General features: G+C 63.2%; 20 protein-coding genes. 7 read left to right on the top strand and 13 right to left on the bottom strand.

Annotation, left to right across the window (positions count from 1 at the left end; translation table 11 throughout):
* Nucleotides 1-115 precede the first annotated feature (115 nt).
* From ACYG9V_RS12950 to ACYG9V_RS12975, 6 genes are all read right to left on the bottom strand, one after another.
* The gene (locus ACYG9V_RS12950; protein ID WP_352765526.1) at nucleotides 116-1093 is read right to left on the bottom strand and encodes a small ribosomal subunit Rsm22 family protein; all 978 of its coding nucleotides are present in this window, start codon (nucleotides 1091-1093) and stop codon (nucleotides 116-118) included.
* Nucleotides 1094-1250: 157 nt separating this feature from the next.
* A complete protein-coding gene (locus ACYG9V_RS12955; protein ID WP_352765524.1) occupies nucleotides 1251-2600 on the bottom strand; it encodes a cyclopropane-fatty-acyl-phospholipid synthase family protein in 1350 nt (449 codons plus the stop codon).
* 186 nt (nucleotides 2601-2786) lie between these two features.
* A complete protein-coding gene (gene rplI / locus ACYG9V_RS12960; RefSeq protein WP_023672721.1) occupies nucleotides 2787-3374 on the bottom strand; it encodes a 50S ribosomal protein L9 in 588 nt (195 codons plus the stop codon).
* A gap of 266 nt (nucleotides 3375-3640) precedes the next feature.
* On the bottom strand, nucleotides 3641-3889 hold the full coding sequence (rpsR, locus tag ACYG9V_RS12965) for a 30S ribosomal protein S18 (protein ID WP_006203718.1): 249 nt from the start codon (nucleotides 3887-3889) through the stop codon (nucleotides 3641-3643).
* Nucleotides 3889-4389 (bottom strand): 30S ribosomal protein S6, encoded by a 501-nt coding sequence (gene rpsF, locus ACYG9V_RS12970; protein WP_023672722.1) that lies wholly within the window; start codon nucleotides 4387-4389, stop codon nucleotides 3889-3891. The genes rpsR and rpsF overlap by 1 nt, the downstream gene beginning before the upstream one ends.
* A gap of 311 nt (nucleotides 4390-4700) precedes the next feature.
* A complete protein-coding gene (locus ACYG9V_RS12975; RefSeq protein WP_352765522.1) occupies nucleotides 4701-6629 on the bottom strand; it encodes an LTA synthase family protein in 1929 nt (642 codons plus the stop codon).
* A 277-nt stretch (nucleotides 6630-6906) separates the two neighbouring features.
* On the opposite strand from ACYG9V_RS12975, the gene fabD reads away from it, so the two are divergent.
* From fabD to gmk, 7 genes are all read left to right on the top strand, one after another.
* On the top strand, nucleotides 6907-7854 hold the full coding sequence (gene fabD / locus ACYG9V_RS12980; protein WP_023805665.1) for an ACP S-malonyltransferase: 948 nt from the start codon (nucleotides 6907-6909) through the stop codon (nucleotides 7852-7854).
* A gap of 60 nt (nucleotides 7855-7914) precedes the next feature.
* A complete protein-coding gene (fabG, locus tag ACYG9V_RS12985; RefSeq protein ID WP_352497165.1) occupies nucleotides 7915-8652 on the top strand; it encodes a 3-oxoacyl-[acyl-carrier-protein] reductase in 738 nt (245 codons plus the stop codon).
* A 221-nt stretch (nucleotides 8653-8873) separates the two neighbouring features.
* Nucleotides 8874-9110, top strand: a complete 237-nt coding sequence (locus ACYG9V_RS12990) for an acyl carrier protein (RefSeq protein WP_006203723.1) — start codon at nucleotides 8874-8876, stop codon at nucleotides 9108-9110.
* Nucleotides 9111-9144: 34 nt separating this feature from the next.
* Nucleotides 9145-10407 (top strand): beta-ketoacyl-ACP synthase II, encoded by a 1263-nt coding sequence (gene fabF, locus ACYG9V_RS12995; protein ID WP_023685687.1) that lies wholly within the window; start codon nucleotides 9145-9147, stop codon nucleotides 10405-10407.
* A gap of 202 nt (nucleotides 10408-10609) precedes the next feature.
* The gene (gene mltG / locus ACYG9V_RS13000; RefSeq protein WP_352765520.1) at nucleotides 10610-11866 is read left to right on the top strand and encodes an endolytic transglycosylase MltG; all 1257 of its coding nucleotides are present in this window, start codon (nucleotides 10610-10612) and stop codon (nucleotides 11864-11866) included.
* A 262-nt stretch (nucleotides 11867-12128) separates the two neighbouring features.
* Nucleotides 12129-13019: a YicC/YloC family endoribonuclease gene (locus ACYG9V_RS13005; protein WP_023743798.1), complete on the top strand. Its 891-nt coding sequence runs from the start codon at nucleotides 12129-12131 to the stop codon at nucleotides 13017-13019.
* A gap of 6 nt (nucleotides 13020-13025) precedes the next feature.
* Nucleotides 13026-13700, top strand: coding sequence for a guanylate kinase (gene gmk, locus ACYG9V_RS13010; protein ID WP_023672729.1), 675 nt, complete (start codon nucleotides 13026-13028; stop codon nucleotides 13698-13700).
* 33 nt (nucleotides 13701-13733) lie between these two features.
* Here gmk and ACYG9V_RS13015 read toward each other — a convergent pair whose 3' ends face one another.
* From ACYG9V_RS13015 to lptG, 7 genes are all read right to left on the bottom strand, one after another.
* Nucleotides 13734-14027, bottom strand: a complete 294-nt coding sequence (locus ACYG9V_RS13015) for a type II toxin-antitoxin system RelE/ParE family toxin (protein WP_352765518.1) — start codon at nucleotides 14025-14027, stop codon at nucleotides 13734-13736.
* On the bottom strand, nucleotides 14024-14329 hold the full coding sequence (locus tag ACYG9V_RS13020) for a type II toxin-antitoxin system RelB/DinJ family antitoxin (protein WP_023672731.1): 306 nt from the start codon (nucleotides 14327-14329) through the stop codon (nucleotides 14024-14026). The genes ACYG9V_RS13015 and ACYG9V_RS13020 overlap by 4 nt, the downstream gene beginning before the upstream one ends.
* Nucleotides 14330-14397: 68 nt before the next feature.
* Nucleotides 14398-15234: a 16S rRNA (adenine(1518)-N(6)/adenine(1519)-N(6))-dimethyltransferase RsmA gene (rsmA, locus tag ACYG9V_RS13025; RefSeq protein ID WP_352765516.1), complete on the bottom strand. Its 837-nt coding sequence runs from the start codon at nucleotides 15232-15234 to the stop codon at nucleotides 14398-14400.
* A gap of 23 nt (nucleotides 15235-15257) precedes the next feature.
* Complete coding sequence (gene pdxA, locus ACYG9V_RS13030) at nucleotides 15258-16286, bottom strand: 4-hydroxythreonine-4-phosphate dehydrogenase PdxA (RefSeq protein ID WP_352765514.1); 1029 nt, start codon at nucleotides 16284-16286, stop codon at nucleotides 15258-15260.
* Nucleotides 16287-16298: 12 nt separating this feature from the next.
* The gene (locus ACYG9V_RS13035) at nucleotides 16299-17228 is read right to left on the bottom strand and encodes a peptidylprolyl isomerase (RefSeq protein ID WP_023695593.1); all 930 of its coding nucleotides are present in this window, start codon (nucleotides 17226-17228) and stop codon (nucleotides 16299-16301) included.
* Nucleotides 17229-17319: 91 nt separating this feature from the next.
* On the bottom strand, nucleotides 17320-19770 hold the full coding sequence (locus ACYG9V_RS13040) for an LPS-assembly protein LptD (protein ID WP_023733863.1): 2451 nt from the start codon (nucleotides 19768-19770) through the stop codon (nucleotides 17320-17322).
* The gene (lptG, locus tag ACYG9V_RS13045) at nucleotides 19770-20852 is read right to left on the bottom strand and encodes an LPS export ABC transporter permease LptG (protein WP_023695591.1); all 1083 of its coding nucleotides are present in this window, start codon (nucleotides 20850-20852) and stop codon (nucleotides 19770-19772) included. Before lptG ends, ACYG9V_RS13040 begins: the two co-directional genes overlap by 1 nt.
* Nucleotide 20853: the final 1 nt, after the last annotated feature.

Consider the following 20853-nt stretch of genomic DNA (forward strand, 5'->3'; position numbering starts at 1 on the left):
ACAGGGGCGGCAAACCGTCCACAGAAGAGTGTTTCCGCGCCCCGATTCCGGTTGACTCAGAAAGGCGCTGACTTTTATCCGAGTCGTTGGAACAGAGCAAGAACAATCTCGGTGATTATCCGCTTCTTCCGTCCAGTGTATCGCCCCAGTCCAGCCGCCGCGCTGCCTTGAACAGCTCGCCCTCGCGCTTGGTGAAAAGTGTCTCGCCGGCGCCGCCATCCGGCTGGCACAGTTTGAGCAGCACCTTGCCGGAGCCCGATTTCGGCGGCGCAATCACGCGGGGCGGATGTACAGGCGCGGGTTGCCGCGACGCCGCGACGTAGATGAATTTCTCGTCCTCCCACGGCACGTCCGCGTCTTTGGCCAGGCGATGAAGGCGCGAGCGGGCGACGCGGTGCGAAAAATGGCACCAGTCGGGCGGCTCAAGCGGGCAGGGCGCCTCATGCGGACAAGGCGCCAGCACATGCGCCCCGGCCTCCAGCAATTGCCTGCGCACTGCCAGGATGCGCTGCCAGCCTGCCGGTGTGCCGGGCTCGACGATCAGCAGTGTGTCGCCGGTCAAATGCCAGAGCCGGCCGACAAGCTTCGGCAGCGATGCCGGCGCGATCTCGTCCAGCACATAGGCGCAGGTGACGAGGTCGGCAGGCTTGAGATCGGCAAGGTCGATGGTCACGTCGCCGGCGCGCCAGTCCATCCTGGTGGCGATGGTATCAAGGGCGAGCGACTGGCCAACCTTGCGCACCGCGGCGCTTGCTTCAACCAGAACCGCCTCTTCGAGGTCGGGCCACAGGTCTGTAGCGGCCCAAAGCACCGTGCCAGGACCGGCGCCGACATCGAGCAAGCTCGTTGGCTGGAAATCGGGCCGCGCATAGGCGAGTTCGTCGAGACCGGCCCGTACCGCCGCGTAGGTCGCCGGCAGCCGCGTCGCCAGATAGGCTTTTACCGCCATCTCTTCGGCCATGTGCAGGCGGCCGTCGCGCAATTCGGCGCGGTAGCGGTCAGACAGCGTCTTCGCCGCCTGGCGCAGCACCGCCAGCGGTATCGTTTCGAGCAGGCGCTCGACGCCTTGTCGCAGCGAGGCGGGGAGTTCCACGCTCAGGCTCCGCGTGGCGCGAGCACCGAGGCGCCGGCGAACTCGACAAGGGTGGTGGCGATGGTGGGCAGGCAGGTCATTAAAAAAGGTCTCGCGAGAACGAGACCTTTTTCAGTGTCAGAGCCGTCAATGGCAAGCGGCAATCGCAATCGAGGCGTTATTCGCGATCCGCCACCTTGCGACGGCGCGCTGGCTTGGCCGCAACGGACCTGACAGCAACGGACCTGGCAGGCACAGACCTGGCGACAGCAGGCTCGGCGGCCGCCGCCTCCTGACGATGCCCCATTTCGCGCATTTCGAGCGCCTTTTCACATTTGGCCATGTAGTCGCGCGTCATCGGCAGCGTGTCGTTCTTCTTGGCGATCTGGACCTGGAAGATCACCAGATCCTGCCAGCGGAAGGCGGCTTCCGAAGCCGCCAGATAGAACTCCCACATCCTGCAGAAGCGCTCGTCGTAGATGGCCTTGGCCTTGTCCCGGTTGGCGGCAAAGCGCTGGCCCCAATGCTTCAGCGTATCGGCATAGTGCAGCCGCAGAATCTCGATGTCGGTGACTACAAGGCCCGACTTCTCGATCGCCGGCATCACCTCCGACAGCGAAGGAATGTAGCCGCCCGGAAAAATGTACTTGCGGATGAAGGCGCTGGTCGCCCACGGCACGCCGGAGCGGCCGATCGTGTGCAAGAGCATGACGCCGTCGGGCTTCAACAACGTCGCCGACTTGTCGAAGAAAGTGCGGAAGTGGTTGACGCCGACATGCTCGAACATGCCGACCGAGACGATGCGGTCGAAGCGTTCGTTGAGTTCGCGGTAGTCCTTGAGGTCGAAATGCACGCGGTCCTGCAAGCCTTGCGCATGCGCCCGGTCGGTGGCGACGCCGTGCTGCTCGGTCGACAGCGTCACGCCTTGCACGTCGACATCGAAAGCCTTGGCGAGATAGAGGCCGAGCCCACCCCAGCCGGAGCCGATATCGAGCACGGTCTGGCCGGCCTTCAGCCTGAGCTTGGCGGCGATATGGCGTTTCTTGGCCATCTGCGCCTCGTCGAGCGTCATGTCCGGCTGTTCGAAGTAGGCGCAGGAATACTGCATGTCGTCGTCGAGGAAGAGCCGGTAGAGGTCACCCGACAAATCATAGTGGCGCTGCACGTTGCGGCGCGCCCGTGATGCGGTGTTGATCTGCTGCAGGCGGCGAAAGGCGTGGCGCAGACCCTCGATGGCCTTCGACCAGGTGGCGTCGATACCGCCGCTGCCCATGTTCTGGAAGGCGATGCGCATCATACCCAGGACGCCGCCCTCGATGATGTCGAGTTCGCCGTCCATATAGGCTTCCGGCACCGCCAGCATCGGGTCGAAGGAGATGGCCCGCTCGGCGTGCCTGGTCTTGATGTGCATATGCACCGGCTCGCCGCTGCCGTCGCCGAAAACCACTGTGGAGCCCTTCGGCCCGGTGACTTTCAGATTGCCCGTACGCACCAGGCGGTCGAGAACGCGCTTCAACAGAATATTCATCACCAAATGTCCCCTCACGGTCAGACTGGCGGACCAATTCTGCAACAATATATAGGGGTTCGAAAAGTTCCATTTGGCACAAAAATGCCCGGGCGAGAGGCCCGGGCATTGGTCCAGAAAGGCTGGATGACGAGGAAGTGATTGGAGCGCTGCTCCCCTCGCTTCCCGATCAGGCCCCGTGCGGGATCAGGCGTTGTCTTCTTCGCCGCCTTCGAACTCGGTGTTCGGGTCGAAGAAGTTCTCCGGCCGTGCGTTGTCGTTGATGTCATCGCCATAGATGGCTTCGGCGGTGGTCAGCGTCTCGCCCTTGGCCTGGCGCTCGGCTTCGTCGGCCGTGCGGGCGATGTTGAGGCTGATGGTGACCTCGACTTCCGGATGCAGCGCAATCGCCACATTGGTGACGCCGATAGTCTTGATCGGCTGATTGAGCTGGATCTGGTTGCGGTTGACCGAGAACCCTTCGGCGGTCAGCAGGTCGGCGATGTCGCGGGTCGACACCGAACCGTAGAGCTGGCCTGTCTCGCCGGCCGAACGTACGGCGATGAAGCTCTTGCCGTCGAGCTTTTCGGCAACCTGGCTGGCTTCCGACTTGCGCTCGAGGTTGCGGGCTTCGAGCTGCGCGCGCTGTCCTTCGAACTTCTTCTTGTTGGCTTCGTTGGCGCGCAGCGCCTTGCCCTGCGGCAAGAGGAAGTTGCGGGCAAAGCCGTCCTTGACCTTGACGGTATCGCCCATCTGGCCGAGGCGGGAAACGCGTTCGAGAAGAATCACTTGCATGGTTTTGTTCCTTCGTCTGGGCACCGACCGCGGGATCGGCGCCGAATTGAATGGAACAGGTCAGGAAGCTCTGAGCGCCTTGGCGCCGGTGTCGCTGTCCTGCCTGTCGCGGCAGTTAGAGGCTTTTCACCTCAACTCGGGATTTCAATGCACGTCGCCAAGAGTGGTCCCGGTTTTGGGACAACGACATGCATCATCAAATTACCCCTGCGGCGCCCGTCGCCGTGGGAGAAGGAAGCAGGCGGCGAACCGCCCGCTCGAAAGTCTTAGCGAACCACGTAGGGCAGCAGGCCGAGGAAGCGGGCGCGCTTGATCGCCTTGGCGAGTTCGCGCTGCTTCTTCTGGCTGACGGCGGTGATGCGCGACGGCACGATCTTGCCGCGCTCGGAAATGTAGCGCTGCAGAAGACGCACGTCCTTGTAGTCGATCTTGGGCGCGTTGGCGCCGGAGAAAGGGCAGGTCTTGCGGCGGCGATGGAACGGGCGCCGGGTCGGGATCTGATTGATGTCGACCATTATTCTGCACCTCCTTCAACGCCTTCGCGCGGACGGCGCGGACCACGATCGCCACCGGCGTCGCCAAATGAGCGCGGCGGACGATCGCCACGGTCGCCGCGATCACGGTCGCCGAACGAGCGCGGACCACGATCACCACGGTCGCGGTCGCCGAAGCCGCCGCGTTCCGAGCGCTCTTCGCGCTTCTGCATCATGGCCGACGGGCCTTCCTCATGCGCCTCGACCTTGACGGTCAGGAAACGCAGCACGTCCTCGGACAGGCCCATCTGGCGCTCCATCTCGTTGAGCGCTGCCGGCGGGCAGTTGAGGTCCATAAGCGTGTAGTAAGCCTTCCGGTTCTTGTTGACCCGGTAGGTGAGGGACTTCAGTCCCCAGTTCTCGACCCGGCCGACGGACCCGCCATTTGCGGAGATGACGCCCTTGTACTGTTCGACAAGCGCATCGACCTGCTGCTGCGAGAGGTCCTGCCGGGCAAGGAACACATGTTCGTATAGAGCCATAGTGGTTCAGTGCCTTTCTTCGTTTCTCTCCCGGATCCTCGCGGCAAAAGCCTCTGCAACTTCTCTGACCCGCTGGTCCCGAGGGGGCGAGGAAGAAAGGAGCATTTCGAGACGGTCGAGAGCGGAGACACGGGAGGCGGAAGCGCTTCTGGCTTCACACGAAGGTTTTGGGTAAAACCTCCGGCCCTCCGTTCAGCCCCCAGCAAGGACCGGCAGATTGCGGGCGTCTATATAGCAATTTGGCTGGAAGGCAAGGGTAACGCATGCTCCGGACAGCGTCCTGGCGTCGCAGGGTTGGAAAAGACCAGGCATCAACTCGTATGCGGGGTACGACCGTTGATCGTTTCGGGGAAGAAGTCCGGAGCCGCCTTACGCTTGCCGAACATCATATCGTATTGCAGCAGGCGGAAATCGTTGATCGCCGGATCAACATCCTTCTGCCGCGCCCAGTCCGGCGTGGCCTCACCTGACGGTGTCAGAAGCAGATTGCGGTCGACGACGCGATAGCGTTCGCGCAGCGCGCCCAGGAAGCCGGTGTAGTAGGGGTGCGTGATCCCGGCCGTCGTAAGGATATGGTAGGGCAGGAAGGCTGGGCTCACGGCGCCCATATCCTGCGCCGGACCGGTGCGGTTAGACCAGATGACCAGCGGCGTCTGATGATGCTCCAGTGCCGCCTCGGGCGTCGGTTCCTTGCGCGGCGCGACATTGTCCTTCAGGTAACCGGTTTCGACATAGACGGGGCCGAGCGGCGGCAGATGGTCGCCGAAGAAGGCGATGACCGTCGGCCGCTCGCGCTTCTTCGCCCATTCGATCAATCGCTCGAGGCCACGGTCGGCATCGGCCGATCCCTCGGCGTAGCTGAGCAGCGATTCCCGCGCCCACGTGCTGATCGGTGCCACGACCTTGTGGGTCGGATTGTAATAGCGGTACGGCTCGTAGGGACCGTGGTTCTGCAGGCTGACGGCGAAGAAGAACACCGGCCGCTCGCTGGCGTCGGCCTCTGCGATGATCTCGTCGGTCATCGACGCATCGGAAGCCAGCGGCCCGCGCTTTTCCAGTGGCGGCAGCGTCTCTTCCGAGCGGAAATCGTTGAAGCCGAAATCGGCATAGACGGCGCCCCTGTTCCAGAACCAGTTGGTGCCCGGGTGGATGGCGCGCGCCCGGTATCCCTCGCTTTTCAGGAAGGTTGCCAGCGACGGCGTCGGCGTGCGCACATATTGCTGATAGGGGATCGAGCCCGCCGGCAGGAAGGCATTGGAAAAGCCGGTCAGCGCCTCGAATTCGATGTTGGCGGTCATGCCGCCGAATTCCGGCGAGAACATATAGCCGGAACGCAGCGCCCGCACATTGGGGATCGGGTCAGGCGTGATTGTGACGCCGGGCAGCTTGGTCGGATCCCAGAAAGATTCGCTCATCACCACGATGATGTCGGGTTTCTCATCCGGTACCGAGGCCGTCACATCAGGCCTGTCGATCGCGTCGATCGCCTTGTCGGAATAGCCCGCCGGCGCCGAGACATGCGCCATCGGCACGTTGAGCGCGAAGGCTAGCGCAAACCCGTTGGAGGCGTAGTTCTCCTTCTGGTCCCACATGATCGGGATGATCTGCAGCCGGTCGCGGGTCCATGAGAAGGTGGCGTAGTCCATGATCGAGACGAAGAAGGCGAGCAGCGGCACTGCCAGCGTCAGCCGCGCCAGCCGCCCTTTGCGGCTGAGGATCGGAACCTTGCGGCGCCACAACCGCCAGCCATAGATCAGCAGCGACAGGCCGGCGACGATGCCGACCGCCATGGCGAGCGCCGTCCAAGGCCGTTCGCGCACCAGGAGCGGCATCAGTGCCATGATCTGGCGCGAATAAAGAAAATCGGTTGGGTAGAGCGGATCGCCGAGATAATGCGACTTCTGATGCCCCACAAAGGCCAGCGCCAGCGTCAGCGGCGCCACGATCATCAGGCTCTGGTGACTGCGGCCAAACACGGCGTCCAGTCCCATCAGCACCAATGCAAAGACAATGATGGTGGTCCAGCCCGGCTTGAATGGCTGCAGGAAGAAGTCGACTGTGCCGAAGAAGTCGCCGCGCACGATCCATTCGATGGCGAACACCAGGATGGCGGAGGCAAGCAGCGTGACCAGACCGTAGCGGATGACCGGCCATCTGCGCCCCGGCAGGTAGCCGGTGGACGGATCGTCTTCCAAGAACTGTGGCGCGGGTACGGCCGCGCCCTTCCTGATCCTAGCCACGTCTCTTCCCCCGGCCCAAGCAACGCGTATTTCCACTCGCGCCACCGTTCTGTCATAGAACTGTCATGCAAAAGCTAGCGCCTGTGGCGAAAATAAGAAGAGCCAGCAAACGATTCGTGAGCGGTTTTCATCAGGTGTGATCGGCAAAAAGCCTTTGGGAACAGAGACTCGAGGTCAGCTCCGGTTCAAGCGAGAGCGGAAATGCCGCCTCCGGGCTTGACTTGACGGTCCGCCTTGCGTCACAGGCAGGAAAAATCAGCCGCTGGAGAGCGCCCAAATGGCCGTCGCATTCACCTTTCCGGGACAGGGCAGTCAGGCTGTCGGCATGGGCAAGGACCTCGCCGACGCCTTCCCCGAGGCACGCAGGGTGTTCGAGGAAGTCGATGATGCGTTGGGCGAAAAGCTGTCGAAACTGATCTGGGAAGGCCCGGAAGAGGCGCTGACCCTGACTGCCAATGCCCAGCCGGCGCTGATGGCGGTCTCGCTGGCGGGAATCCGCTCGCTGGAAGCGCGCGGCTTTTCGCTGAAGGACAAGGTTGCCTACGTTGCCGGTCATTCGCTCGGCGAATATTCCGCCCTTGCCGCGGCCGGTTTCGTTTCGGTCGCCGATGCTGCCCGGCTGCTGCGCATCCGCGGCAACGCCATGCAGGCGGCGGTGCCGGCCGGCGAGGGCGCCATGGCGGCGATCATCGGACTGGAACAGCCCGACGTCGAAGCCGCTTGCACCGAGGCCGCAACGGGATCCGGCCAGGTCTGCCAGATCGCCAACGACAATGGCGGCGGCCAGCTGGTGATCTCCGGCGCCAGGGCGGCGGTGGAACTCGCCGCGAAACTGTGCACCGAAAAGGGCGCCAAGCGGGCGCTGATGCTGCAGGTCTCCGCACCCTTCCATTCGGCGCTGATGGCGCCGGCGGCCGATGTCATGCGCGAGGCGCTGGCGGGCGTGACCAAGAATGCACCGGTCGTGCCCGTCGTCTCCAACGTCACTGTAGCCCCGACCCGCGACCCCGACGAGATCGCGCGCCGCCTGGTCGAGCAGATCACCGGCCGCGTGCGCTGGCGCGAAACGGTGGAGTGGTTCGGCGCCAATGGCGTCGCCACGCTCTTTGAGATCGGCGCCGGCAAGGTGCTTTCCGGCCTGGCGCGGCGGATCAGCCGCGACATCACCACATCGGCCGTCGGCACGCCGGCCGAAGTCGAGGCGGCGCTGGCCGCGCTTGCATAATCCACTGGCGATTCAACCTCTCCCGTGGGAAGGGTGTTCTCTTAAGATCAGGAGACGAAAATGTTCGAACTGACCGGCCGCAAGGCGCTCGTCACCGGCGCATCGGGCGGCATTGGCGAGGCGATTGTCCGGGTGCTGCATGCGCAAGGCGCCATTGTCGGCCTGCACGGCACCCGCATCGAGAAACTGGAGACCCTGGCCGGCGAACTCGGCGACCGGGTAAAGCTGTTCCCGGCCAATCTTGCCGACCGTGACGAGGTCAAGGCGCTTGGCCAGAAGGCCGAAGCCGAACTCGAAGGCGTCGACATACTGGTCAACAATGCCGGCATCACCAAGGACGGCCTGTTCGTGCGCATGGCGGACGCGGATTGGGACAGCGTGCTGGAGGTGAACCTCACCGCCGTGTTCCGGCTGACCCGCGAGCTGACCCATCCGATGATGCGCCGCCGCCATGGCCGCATCATCAACATCACCTCGGTGGTGGGCGTCACCGGCAATCCTGGCCAGACCAATTATTGCGCCTCCAAGGCCGGCATGATCGGCTTTTCCAAGTCGCTGGCGCAGGAGATCGCCACCCGCAACATCACTGTCAACTGCGTCGCCCCGGGCTTTATCGAATCGGCCATGACCGACAAGCTCAACGACAAGCAGAAAGACGCGGTAATGGCCGCGATCCCGACGCGCCGCATGGGCACGAGTGTTGAAGTGGCGTCGGCCGTCGCCTATCTCGCCTCCAACGAGGCAGCCTACGTCACCGGCCAGACCATCCATGTCAACGGCGGCATGGCCATGATCTGACGGGATATTGTCGGGTGATAAGAAGACATGGCCGGCTTGTGAAAAGAGACCATTTCGCCTTGGACCTCGGCCATTTTTCGTGTAATGCGGCCCGCAACCCGGCGGTTCGGGCAAAAACCGGTCCGGCATCGTTGCGTTTCCGGCAGGACCATCTTTCAGCTTGATTAGCGGCATTCTGCCCGCTAACGAAGACAGACAAACAAAAGACGAGGATGCCCCAAATGAGTGACACCGCAGAGCGCGTCAAGAAGATCGTCATCGAACATCTTGGCGTCGATGCCGACAAGGTGACCGAGCAGGCGAGCTTCATCGATGATCTGGGCGCGGACAGCCTCGACACGGTCGAACTCGTCATGGCGTTCGAAGAAGAGTTCGGCGTCGAGATTCCGGACGATGCGGCCGAGACCATCCTGACCGTCGGCGATGCCGTGAAGTACATCGACAAGGCTTCGGCCTGACACTATCCGCAGTCATCACCGGGGAGGACCTGCGATGAGGCGTGTCGTCGTCACGGGCCTTGGCCTGGTTTCGCCGTTCGGCATGGGCTTCGAGCACAGCTGGAAGGAACTTCTGACCGGCCGCAGCGCCGCCAAGCGCGTCACCGAGTTCGAAGTGGAAGATCTTGCCTGCAAGATCGCCCACGTCATTCCTCGCGGTGACGGCACCAACGGCACGCTCAATCCCGAAGCCGTGCTCGAGCCCAAGGAACTGCGCAAGATCGGCGACTTCATCCTTTACGGGATTGCGGCCGCCGACGAAGCGCTGAAGGATTCCGGCTGGGAGCCCAGCACCGAAGCCGAGCGCTGCGCCACCGGCGTCATGATCGGCTCCGGCATTGGCGGCCTCGAGGGCATCGCCGAGAACGCTATCATCCTGAAAGAGCGCGGACCGCGCCGTATCAGTCCATTCTTCATTCCCGGCAACATTATCAACCTGGTATCTGGCCAGGTATCGATCCGGCATGGGCTGAAAGGCCCCAACCACGCCGTCGTCACCGCCTGCTCGACCGGCGCGCACGCCATTGGCGATGCCGCCCGGCTGATCATCTTCGGCGATGCCGACGTGATGCTGGCCGGCGGCGCGGAATCGCCGGTGACCAGACTATCGCTTGCCGGCTTCGCTGCTTGCCGGGCACTGTCCACCGACCGCAACGACACGCCTGAGAAGGCCTCGCGTCCCTATGACCGCGACCGTGACGGCTTCGTCATGGGCGAGGGCGCCGGCGTCGTGGTGCTGGAAGAACTCGAACACGCCAAGGCGCGCGGCGCCAAGATCTATGCCGAGGTCACCGGCTACGGCCTGACCGGCGATGCCTATCACATCACCGCACCGGCCGAAGACGGCGACGGCGCCTTCCGCTGCATGACGGCGGCGCTGAACCGGGCCAAGCTGACGCCCGCCGACGTCGACTACATCAACGCGCACGGCACCTCGACCATGGCCGACACGATCGAACTCGGCGCCGTCGAGCGGCTGGTCGGCAACGCCGCCTCGAAAATCTCGATGTCGTCGACCAAGTCGTCGATCGGCCATCTCTTGGGTGCCGCGGGTGCCGCCGAGGCGATCTTTTCGATCCTCGCTATCAGAGACAACATCGCGCCAGCTACCATCAATCTTGACAACCCGGAACGCGAAACCGCGATCGATCTTGTTCCGAACACGCCACGGCATCGCCAGGTCGACGTGGCGCTGTCCAACTCCTTCGGCTTCGGCGGCACCAACGCTTCGCTGGTATTCCAGCGTTATACAGGCTGATTGCGGTATCGACCGGCGCGCCAGCGGTCTGTCGTCAATTTTGCCATATTCAAGCCTACTCTGCCGCTGGGGATTCGTCGCATCGGCCTGAAACCGAAGGCGCTTTTTTTAAAAGCACGATGCGTAGGCTTGAAATGTTAGGGCACGCTGTGCGTCCAATCGGGCGCATGGTCGCTCTAAGAGATCAGATGGTAGGGCGCTAATGAACACCAATCCGGGCGGCAGCGGACAATTCGGACAAAACCAGCAGACCGGCCCGATCGTGCCGAAGACCGCGGCCGAAGCTTTGCGCCCGGAAGCCGGCACACCACCACCAAAGCGCTCGCGCGCCTCGCGCAGCCAAGTCGTGGTGTTCATGAACTTCGTCATCTCCGCGGTGATGTTGATGATCCTCGCCGCCGGCGTTTCGCTCTATTTCGGCAAGCAGGCATTCAACGAACCGGGCCCGTCGGTGGCCGGCGACACCTTCCTGGTCAAGCCGAGCACCGGCGTCCAGGATATTGCCGACCAGCTCGAACGGCGTGGGCTGATCAGCGATGCCCGCATCTTCCGCATCGCCGTGCGGGTCTATGGCAATGATTCAGCGCTGAAGGCAGGCGAATACGAGATAAAGCCGCGCGCCTCCATGCGCGACATCATGGAGCTTCTGAAGAGCGGCAAATCGGTGATGTATTCGCTGACCATTCCCGAGGGCCTGACGGTCGAGCAGGCGCTGCAGCGCATCGCCGAGCAGGATGCGCTGACCGGCGACATGCCGGCCGCCAAGCCGGCTGAGGGCAGCCTCGCCACCGACACGCTGCGCTTTACCCGCGGCGCCACGCGCCAACAGATGGTCGACAAGCTGCTCGCCGACCAGAAGAAGCTGGTCGACGAGGTCTGGCAGCGGCGCGCGCCCGACCTGCCTCTGGCCAATGTCGACGACTTCGTCACCTTGGCCTCGATCGTCGAAAAGGAAACCGGCCGGGGCGACGAGCGCTCGCGCGTTGCCGCCGTCTTCCTCAACCGTCTGGCCAAGGGCATGCGGCTGCAATCCGATCCGACCATCATTTACGGCCTGTTCGGCGGCAAGGGCAAACCCGCCGACCGGCCGATTTATCAATCTGACATCCAGAAACAGACGCCTTACAACACCTATCTGATCAACGGCCTGCCGCCGACGCCGATCGCCAATCCCGGCCGCGCCGCGCTCGAAGCCGTCGCCAACCCGTCGAAGACCGATGATCTCTATTTCGTCGCCGACGGCACCGGCGGCCACGTCTTTGCCACCACGCTTGCCGAGCACAATGAGAACGTTGCCCGCTACCGGGCACTGCAGAAGAAGCAGGCTGAAGACGCCGCCAAGGGCGCCAAGACTCCGGGCCAGACCGATGCGCCGGCGGATGGCGACGACGGTGACGCAAGTGGCGATGCCGCCGGTGACAGCGGTGATGCCGGCGGCGATACGGGTGCCGCCCAGTAGCAGGTCGGCGCTTTCAGACGGATCGACCTTAAGCAACGCGGACAGAGGCGGACGCGCTGCTGCTTTGAACGAACAGCGCGGTTCGAAGCGTTTTTGGTCTTGCTCGGGTGCCTCTGCTTCTCGATTTCAGCCCTGCGAGATCGAAACGACAGCGGAAATCAACATCTTGCCGGTATTGCGATTCTGACATTCGCGCCGCCCGTGATATCGAACGCATGCGCAATTTGTAGAATCGGACCATCAGGGAGACACGAGCCGCATCATGAATTTGCAGAGCATGACCGGATTTGCACGCACTGTTGCCGAACATGACGGCGCCTCGATCGCCTGGGAGGTCAAGTCGGTCAACGGCAAGAGCGTCGAGGTCAGGTTGCGGCTGCCGCAAGGTTTCGAGCGGCTCGAACCGACTGTGCGGCAGACGCTGCAGAAGCGCTTTTCGCGTGGCAATTTCCAGGCGACGCTGACCGTCGGCCGCGCCGCCGGCCAGCAGGCGCAGCCAGTGGTCAACGAAGCCTTCCTCAGGGATCTGGCGGGCTTGGCCAAGCGGCTGCAGGACCAGTTCGGTGTTGGTCCGGCAACTGCCGACGGTCTGCTTTCCCTGCGCGGCGTGCTCGATATCCCTGAAACCAGCGAAACCGAGGAGGTGCGGGCAGCACTCGACGCGTCAATCCTGTCCGCGCTGGAAACGGCGCTTACAGGCCTCGAGCAGGCACGCCAGAGCGAGGGCGAAGCGCTGCGTTCGCTGCTTTCCGGCCATATCGACGCCATCGAGGCGTTGACGCTTCAAGCCGAGGCCGACCCGTCGCGCGAACCGGCGGCGATCCGCGAGCGAATCGCCGAACAGGTGCGGCTGCTGATGGATGCGTCGGCCAACCTCGATGCCGGCCGGCTGCACATGGAAGCGGCGTTCCTGGCCACCAAGGCCGATATCCGTGAAGAGATCGACCGGCTGAAGACGCATGTGACGTCGGGCAGAGCGCTGCTGGCAAATGGCGGCGCCATCGGCCGCAAGCTCGATTTTCTGGCGCAGGAATTCAACCGCGAATCGAATACGCTGTGTTCCAAGTCGAACGCCGCCACTGTCACCGCCATCGGGCTGGAACTGAAGGCGGTGGTCGACCAGTTTCGCGAACAGGTCCAGAATCTGGAGTAAACCCGAATGGGTGGCAAGGAGCCGATGGTTGCCAGGGATCTCGGATCCCGCATTCGCCGCCGCGGGCTGATGCTGGTTCTGTCGTCGCCGTCGGGCGCCGGCAAGTCGACGATCGCGCGCAACCTGCTGGAAAGCGACGGCAGCCTGGAATTATCGGTCTCGGTCACCACCAGGCCACGCCGCGGCTCGGAGATCGAGGGCGTCCACTATCATTTCCGCACCACGCGCGAGTTCGAGCGGCTGCGCGATTCCGACGCGTTGCTCGAATGGGCCGAGGTCCACGGCAATTGCTACGCGACGCCGCGCGAGCCGGCCGAACTGGCGCTGGCGCAGGGCCGTGACATGCTCTTCGACATCGACTGGCAAGGCGCCCAGCAGCTCAAGGAGAAGATGCGCGCCGACATCGTCTCGATCTTCATCCTGCCGCCGTCGATGAAGGAATTGAAGTCGCGCCTCAAGCGCCGCGCCGAGGACCAGGAGCACGTGATCGAGACCAGGCTGAAGAACGCCCGCAACGAGATCGAGCACTGGAAGGAATATGACTTTGTCATCGTCAACGACGATCTCGACCGCGCCTTCGCCGAAGTGCGTGGCATCGTGACGGCGGAAAGGCTGCGGCGCGACCGCCGGCCCGGGCTGTTCGATTTCGTCTCGGGGTTGCTGGACGAGAAGACGGAATAGCTCGTCCACCGCTGGCAATCTAAATTAGCCGCATCAGCTGCCTGGCAGATCGTCCGGCCAACGCTGCGCTCCGTGAAGCACGCGCAGGATTCGAATCGTGCTGTTGGTCAGCTGATAGGCCGCGACATATGGCGTGCCGACGATGACGATCTCTCGTGTCCCTGCAAGCCTGCCGATCCGGCCGCTTTGGGGAAGGTCCCGAAGACGGTTGATTGCGGCGACGATCCGCTCATCGGTGGCGATCGCGGCCGCAGGATTGTCGGCCTCGATATGCGCGAAGATGCCGGCGCGATCTGAAAGCGCGAATGGCGACCAGACGATCTTCAAGATTTAGGTTCACCCGAACGCCGCGCCGCGGCGCGTCTCTCGGCAAAATGCGCCTCGACTTGATCATCAGGAATGTCTTGTCGGGTGTCGTCGAGCGCTTCGCGAACCTTGGCGCGAAACCATAAATCATACGCCTCGTTGTTTGTGACGAGATCGATGGGCAGCGCACCCTCGTTGGCGGTTCGGGTGAGCAATATCCGCACCGCATCCGAGACCGTCAGCCCCATGCTTTCGAGCACCGCCGAAGCTCGATCCCGGATGTCGGCGTCGATACGCGTCTGGACCAGTGCATTTGCTGGCATGGCAATCTCCTTCGACGTCAATGTAATGCGTTTGAATGACGATTGCTAGGCGGCGCTAGCGCCGCCGGTCAAACCGCGTTTGTCAGCCGCACGAATTCCTCGACGCTGAGCGTCTCCGCACGCCGGGTCGGATCGATGCCGGCGCGCGTCAGCAGTGCCTCGCCACCCAGGCTCTTCACGCTCTGCCGCAGCATTTTCCGGCGCTGGCCGAAAGCGGCTTCGGTGACGCGACCGAGTTTTTTCACGTCGGTTGACAAAGGGCTGGCGCGCGGCACCAGATGCACCACCGAGGACGTTACCTTGGGTGGCGGCGTGAACGCTTGCGGCGGCACGTCGAAGGCGATCCTCGCCTCGGTCCGCCAGCCCGCCAGCACGCCGAGCCGGCCATAAGCATCGCTGCCGGCACCGGCGACAATGCGCTCGGCCACCTCGCGCTGGAACATCAGCGTCATCGATTGATAGAAGGGTGGCCAGTCCGCCATGGTCAGCCAACGGATCAACAGCTCGGTGCCGATATTGTAGGGCAGGTTGGCGGCAATCCTCACCGGGCCGTCTTGTGACGCGGTCTTGGCAAGAGCGGCAAAATCCGTCTTCAGCGCATCGCCGCTGATCACCTCGAGCCGGCCCGGATAGTGGTTGGAGACCTCGGCCAAGGCCGCAAGGCAGCGTTCGTCGCGCTCGATGGCGACGACGCGACGGGCACCGGCAGAGAGCAGCGCCCTGGTCAGCCCGCCGGGGCCGGGGCCGACCTCGATCACCGTGCTGTCGGTGAGGTCGCCGGCGACCCGCGCGATCTTGCCGGTCAAATTGAGGTCGAGCAGGAAATTCTGGCCAAGCGCCTTCTTTGCCTGCAGTCCATGGCGCTCGATCACCTCGCGCAGCGGCGGCAGCCCGTCAATGCTCATGAATTTGGCTCATGATTTTTGGCTCATGCAACTGCCGGCTTTGCGCCGGTATCGGCCAGCCGGCGGGCCAGCTTCAGCGCCGCGATCAGGCTGTCGGGACGTGCGAGGCCCTTGCCGGCGATGTCGAAGGCGGTGCCGTGATCGGGCGAGGTGCGGATGAACGGCAGGCCAAGCGTGACGTTGACGGCCTGGTCGAAGGCCAGCGCCTTGGCCGGGATCAACGCCTGGTCATGATACATGCAGACCGCCACGTCGTAGCCGGCGCGGGCGCGCGCATGAAACATCGTATCGGCCGGCAGCGGTCCGAAGGCATCGATGCCTTGCGCCCGCAACATGTCGACCGCAGGACGAATGATGCGCTCGTCCTCTGTCCCCATGGCGCCGCTTTCGCCGGCATGCGGATTGAGGCCGGCAAGCGCGAGCCTCGGCCTGGCGATGCCGAAACGGCGTGCAAGATCGCCGGCGGTGATGCGCGCGATGGCAACGATCAGCTCCGTCGTCAGCGTCTTCGGCACCTCGGCCAGCGCGATGTGGATGGTGACAGGAACGGTGCGCAATTCGGGGCCGGCGAGCAGCATCACCGGCGTCACCGTGCCGCCGGTGTGGAGCGAGGCCAGATGCGCCAGATATTCGGTGTGACCGGGAAAGCCGAAGCCGGCATCGTAAAGCGGCTTCTTGGCGATCGGACAGGTGACGACCGCGGCCGCGTGACCGGCAAGGCAGTCGGCGACGGCGCGATCGATGGCCTCGATGATGCCGGCGGCATTGGCCGGGTCGGGCCGGCCGGGATCATCGGTGAAGTGGGCCGCCAGCGGCACCACGGGCAAGGCGTGTTGAAAGACACCAGCCGCTTGGGCCGGCACCGTCTCGGCGATTGCCACCGCCGCGCCGAGCCGGCGCGCCCGCGCGGCAATCAGCGCCGGATCGGCGAGAAGATAGAAGGGCGCGGCACCGGAACCGCGGGCGCTCTGCCAAGCGGCAATGGCGATTTCCGGACCGACGCCGGATGGATCGCCGACGCTCAGCGCCAGCGGAAGCTCGGTCTCACGCACGGCTGGGCCGGTTCAGCGCGTAACGATCTTGGCTTTCGCCTTCAGCTCTTCGACATATTTGGCCGAGAGCTCGTCGGCGTTCTTGTCGCCGCTGCCTTCGCTCTGGAACACCATCTGGGCCGCCTTGTCGTCGGAAACCTCGCGCGACGAGCAGATGCCGATGAATTCGATGCCGCGATCGGTCTCGCGCACGGCCGTGGCGCCGCCCAGCTTGGTGGCCTTGATCTGCTCGGCCCAGTCCGGCGGCAGTTGCGGCGCCAGCAATCGGGGGAGGTCGCGAACGGTGACGTCGATCAGGCCCTTGGCGAATTCACGCGTGGTGTTGCAGCCATTGAAGCGGGCGCGCATGGCTTCGGCCTCGCGCTTGCGTTTGGCGAGTGTGGCACTGCGCTCGGCCTTCGGCACCACGAAGATCACCTGCTGCAGCATGTACTCGGTGGCGCTTGGCTTGGCGCCGCCTTTTTCGAGCATGCGCTTGACCAGATCCTGTTCGCTCACCTCCCCGCCGCCGCCGCTGTAGCGTGCGCTCAGCGCCTGGTTCCACGCCATCTGGGAGCGGATGAATTCCTTGAAATGCTCCTTGGTCACGCCGGACTGCGCCATGACACCGTCGAGCTGCTTGAGCTGCATCTTGTTGCTCGAGGCAAAGCGCTGATAGGCAGCCTCTACCTGGGCGTCGGAGATGCGGATGCCGAGACGCCTGGCCTCCGCCATGCGCAGCGTCTGGTCGATCATTTCCTGACCCGCGTCACCCTTCTTGCGCTGCAGTTTCAGGAAGGCAGCCCGGTGCGCGATGTCGCCGGTGGTGATCGGCATGTTGTTGACGACATACTTGATTTCACTGGCGAAGGCCGGCGGTACCATCATGGTGACAGAGACCGAGGTCGCCGCCAACAGGAGCGCGAATCCTGCCGAAAACAGGTATTTCCTCATCGAAAGCATCCCAATTCTAGCCCGGTTTTGGCCGATTCCAGCCCGATATTGGCGAAATCCGTGCCCACTTTATGCGGCAAAACGATGTCGTCAGCCGGCTCTACTGGATGGAGTCGATCGAGCTTTGGGACGAGCCGAAATCGCCGAGCGTGCGGAACGACAGGTTGAAGCCGACATTCTGCGACACTTCCTTGGTGTTGATGTCGCGTGATTCCGAGTACGTCATCAGGTAGGTGAAGCAGGAATCATTGTAGGCAAAGCCGACGCCGTCCTTGACCAGCACGCTTTGTTGCAGGTCATAGGTGCCGGTGCCGAAGACGCGCCAGTTTTCGGCAAGGTGCGTCGAGGCGCCGAGCGTGACTTCGTGGCGGTCGGTGGTGAAACCATAGAGCGGCTGCGCCTGGATGAAGGCGTATTTGGCGCTCAGCGAAACCGGCAGCCCGGAATAGGCGGCCTTCACCTCGGCACGGCGAACTTCGAAGGTCTGCTCGTCGAAGCGGCCGCTGAGCGAACCGGAGAAGCCGCTCGGGCTGCTGAAGCCGACAAGGCCGACATAGTCGGAGGTCGAAGTCTCCAGGCCCGAATTGGCGGCGCCATCGACATTGGCGCCGACATTGACCAGATCCGGCGAATTGAAGGAGTTGCGGCCGCCCAGCTGGTAGGATTGGCCGAAGATGGCATTGGTGCCCCAGCCATTGTCATAGGCGCCGGAATAGCGGAATCCGACATTGGCGCGGCTGCCGCCTTCGACGCGGTCGTAGCCGGAGAACTTGTCGCGCTCGAACAGCGTCGTGGCATCGAAGACGAAGCTCTGTGCATCCTCGTTGGGAACGGCGAGCCCGCCGACATACTGCTCATTCGGGCGCATGAAGACCTGCGCCATCGGCTCGACGATATGGCTGGAGCCGGTCATCGAGAACAGCACCGGCCAGCGCATTTCAAGTCCGGCGGTCGCCATGTACCGGGCGAAGGAAGACCGCATGTCGTCGGCGGCACCGACATTCGTTGCCATCTGGTTTACCGCAGTCAGCGAAGCCGAAGAAGCGTTGAGATAGTCGACGTCGCCCTGCAGAGCCAGAAGGGGCGTCAACTGCAATCCGCCGTCCGTGGTGAAGGTACGCTTCCATTCGGCCTCGGCGGTGAGGCGACCGGATTCGCCCTCGATGCCGCGCACGCGCTGGACGCCGGAGCCCGGCACATAGGGGGTAAAATAGGCCTGATCGAGATCGTCGCGGCGGATGATGCGCGCATTGACGTTGAACGACAGCTGGCCGCCGGCCACCGACATGTCGGGGATGTAGGCATAGTCGAGCGACGGCAACACCCAGGGCTGCTTGTCGCTGCGCGATGCGACGTTGCCGTCCGGTGTGTTCTCCTGAACCTGGAAGCGCATGGCGCGCACATCGAAATAATTGCGGTCGTTTAGGCCGGTCAGGTAGACCGACGATTGATGCACGGCGTCGTTGTAGCCTTCGATCGTGTAGGTACGCGAAAAATTCTTGTCGGTCTGAAGCAGGATATCCCAGCCGAAGTCCCAGCGCGGATTGATGGCGAACTGGCCTTTGGTGCCCATCATCCCGCGGAATTTGTTCGGATCGCCTGCTGGCCCCGAATTGACATTGTAGCCGCCGGGGAAAGCCGCGAAATCACGGAAAGCGCCAGGGTCCTGCTGGTTGATTCCGGCAAGCTTCAGCGTGTATTGGCCATTGTTGAAGCGCTGGCGCCACTCGGCCTCGCCGAGGAAACCCTGCTTGGTGTAGCCGCTGCCCGTAACGGTGAGGTCATAGGTCGGCGACAGGGCAAAATAGTAGGGGACTTTGACGCCGACGCCGAGACGGTTGTTGTAGCCGATGCTGGGGATCAGGAAGCCGCTTTTGCGCTTGACCGTAGGGTCGGCGATCTCGAACGCCGGCAGGTAAGCCAGCGGGAAACCGAAGAATTCGAAATTCGCATTCTCGAAGCGAACCGTTTTCTTTTCGCCGTTCCAGATGATCTTCCTGGCTTTGATCCGCCAGGTCGGCGCCTTGTCCGGCTTGTCTTCGCAAGGCTCGCAGGCCGTATAGACGCCGTTGTGGAACGTTGTCAGCACGCCGCCCATGCGCTCGGCGCTTTCGGCGGCGAAATAGGCTTTTTCGGGCGTTTCGACGCGCAGCGCATTAACGAAACCGTCAGCGAAATCGTCGGTAATATCGATATGCTGCGAGTTGATCTTGGTGCCGTCGCTGTTGACGATCTCGACATTGCCGCTGGCAACCAGCCGCTTGGTGTTTCGATCATAGACGACGCGCTGGGCGACGAGCTTGTTGCCGCCATAGTCGATCTGGACGCCGCCGATGGCGGTGACCGTCTGGTTGTCATTGTTATAGACGAGCGTGTCGGCCGCCAGCAGCATCTGGGAGCCGGAGGGAACCTTCGTTGCCACGTCGGTAACGTCCTGCGCCAGCGCAGGGGCCGTCAGCACGCCGCAGGCGAGCAGGCATGCCAAGGCGCTCGCCGAATAGAGGCGCGCCAAACCGGCCTGCCTATGGCTGCGCAAAGCCGCCTCCCTCACTAGCCGTCTTCCTTGTATAGCAGGAATGTCACCCCAAAGAACATAGCCACGACAACCGGAACCCATGCAGCCACGGCTGTGGGCACGAATCCCGCAACGCCGAATGCCTTGACCAATACCGAAACGACATAAAGCAGAAAGCCGGCGAGGACGCCACCCAGAATCATCGTTGCCGACTGCCCCATCCTCGCAAATCGCATTGAAACTGTTGCCGCAATCAGCGTCATGGCCACAAGCAGGAACGGTAACGCCACCAGCGAATCGAACTGCATGGCGAAGGCATTTGCCTTGAGGCCGAAGGAGCGGGCAACCTCAATCTTACCGGGAAGGTCGTAAAACGGGATGGTTTCGGGGCGCGCCAGCCGTTCCTGCACGAATTCCGGCTTGAGGTTGGTCGGCAACTGGTCGGTCGTTTCGGAACGGATGTTGCCGTCCTTGAACACCTTGACGTCCTGCAATTCCCAGTAGCCGTCGCGCAGAAAGGCCCGCGCCGCGTCCTTGCGCTCGACGATATTGCCCTGCGGATCGAGGACGAAGAACACGGTGTCGGCCATTTCCAGGCCCTGGTTCAGGATGGCGCGGGCGCCGATGATGGTATCGCCGGAGTTGGTTTTCTGGCGGATCCACGGCGTGGCATCGGCCGCCACCGCGTTCGAATTGCCGGATCGCAGCTGGTTTTCCATCTGCTCCGACCATGAGAAGCCATGCGCGGCGATCGGATTGAGCACGCCGACCGACAATATGCCGAATAACAGCGCACCGATGCAGCAGGGCAACAGAAACTGCCAGGCCGACACTCCGGCCGAGCGCGCAATCACCAGCTCGTATTTTCGGTTGAGCGACACCAGCGTCGCCATCGCCGAGAACAGGCCGACGAACGGCACCGTCTGCAGCATGATCATCGGCATCCTCAGCGCCGAGATCGCGACCGCCGTGCCGTAGGTGAAGCCCGGCAGGCCGGTGATGCGGCCGGACAGCTCGGTGAAGTCGATCAGGAACACCAGCGCCAGAAGGCCGATGAAGAACCAGATCGTGATCGACACGTAGCGAAAGAAGAAGTAGCGGCCCAGGGTCCAGCCCATC

The organism is Mesorhizobium sp. W016 (assembly GCF_054719485.1).

Coding starts and splice junctions, on each gene's coding strand:
- ACYG9V_RS12955 (WP_352765524.1), bottom strand. CDS start 2,600: ATGAATATTCTGTTGAAGCGCGTTCTCGACCGCCTGGTGCGTACGGGC.
- rplI (WP_023672721.1), bottom strand. CDS start 3,374: ATGCAAGTGATTCTTCTCGAACGCGTTTCCCGCCTCGGCCAGATGGGC.
- rpsR (WP_006203718.1), bottom strand. CDS start 3,889: ATGGTCGACATCAATCAGATCCCGACCCGGCGCCCGTTCCATCGCCGC.
- rpsF (WP_023672722.1), bottom strand. CDS start 4,389: ATGGCTCTATACGAACATGTGTTCCTTGCCCGGCAGGACCTCTCGCAG.
- fabD (WP_023805665.1), top strand. CDS start 6,907: ATGGCCGTCGCATTCACCTTTCCGGGACAGGGCAGTCAGGCTGTCGGC.
- fabG (WP_352497165.1), top strand. CDS start 7,915: ATGTTCGAACTGACCGGCCGCAAGGCGCTCGTCACCGGCGCATCGGGC.
- ACYG9V_RS12990 (WP_006203723.1), top strand. CDS start 8,874: ATGAGTGACACCGCAGAGCGCGTCAAGAAGATCGTCATCGAACATCTT.
- fabF (WP_023685687.1), top strand. CDS start 9,145: ATGAGGCGTGTCGTCGTCACGGGCCTTGGCCTGGTTTCGCCGTTCGGC.
- mltG (WP_352765520.1), top strand. CDS start 10,610: ATGAACACCAATCCGGGCGGCAGCGGACAATTCGGACAAAACCAGCAG.
- ACYG9V_RS13005 (WP_023743798.1), top strand. CDS start 12,129: ATGAATTTGCAGAGCATGACCGGATTTGCACGCACTGTTGCCGAACAT.
- gmk (WP_023672729.1), top strand. CDS start 13,026: ATGGGTGGCAAGGAGCCGATGGTTGCCAGGGATCTCGGATCCCGCATT.
- ACYG9V_RS13020 (WP_023672731.1), bottom strand. CDS start 14,329: ATGCCAGCAAATGCACTGGTCCAGACGCGTATCGACGCCGACATCCGG.
- rsmA (WP_352765516.1), bottom strand. CDS start 15,234: ATGAGCATTGACGGGCTGCCGCCGCTGCGCGAGGTGATCGAGCGCCAT.
- ACYG9V_RS13035 (WP_023695593.1), bottom strand. CDS start 17,228: ATGCTTTCGATGAGGAAATACCTGTTTTCGGCAGGATTCGCGCTCCTG.
- lptG (WP_023695591.1), bottom strand. CDS start 20,852: ATGGGCTGGACCCTGGGCCGCTACTTCTTCTTTCGCTACGTGTCGATC.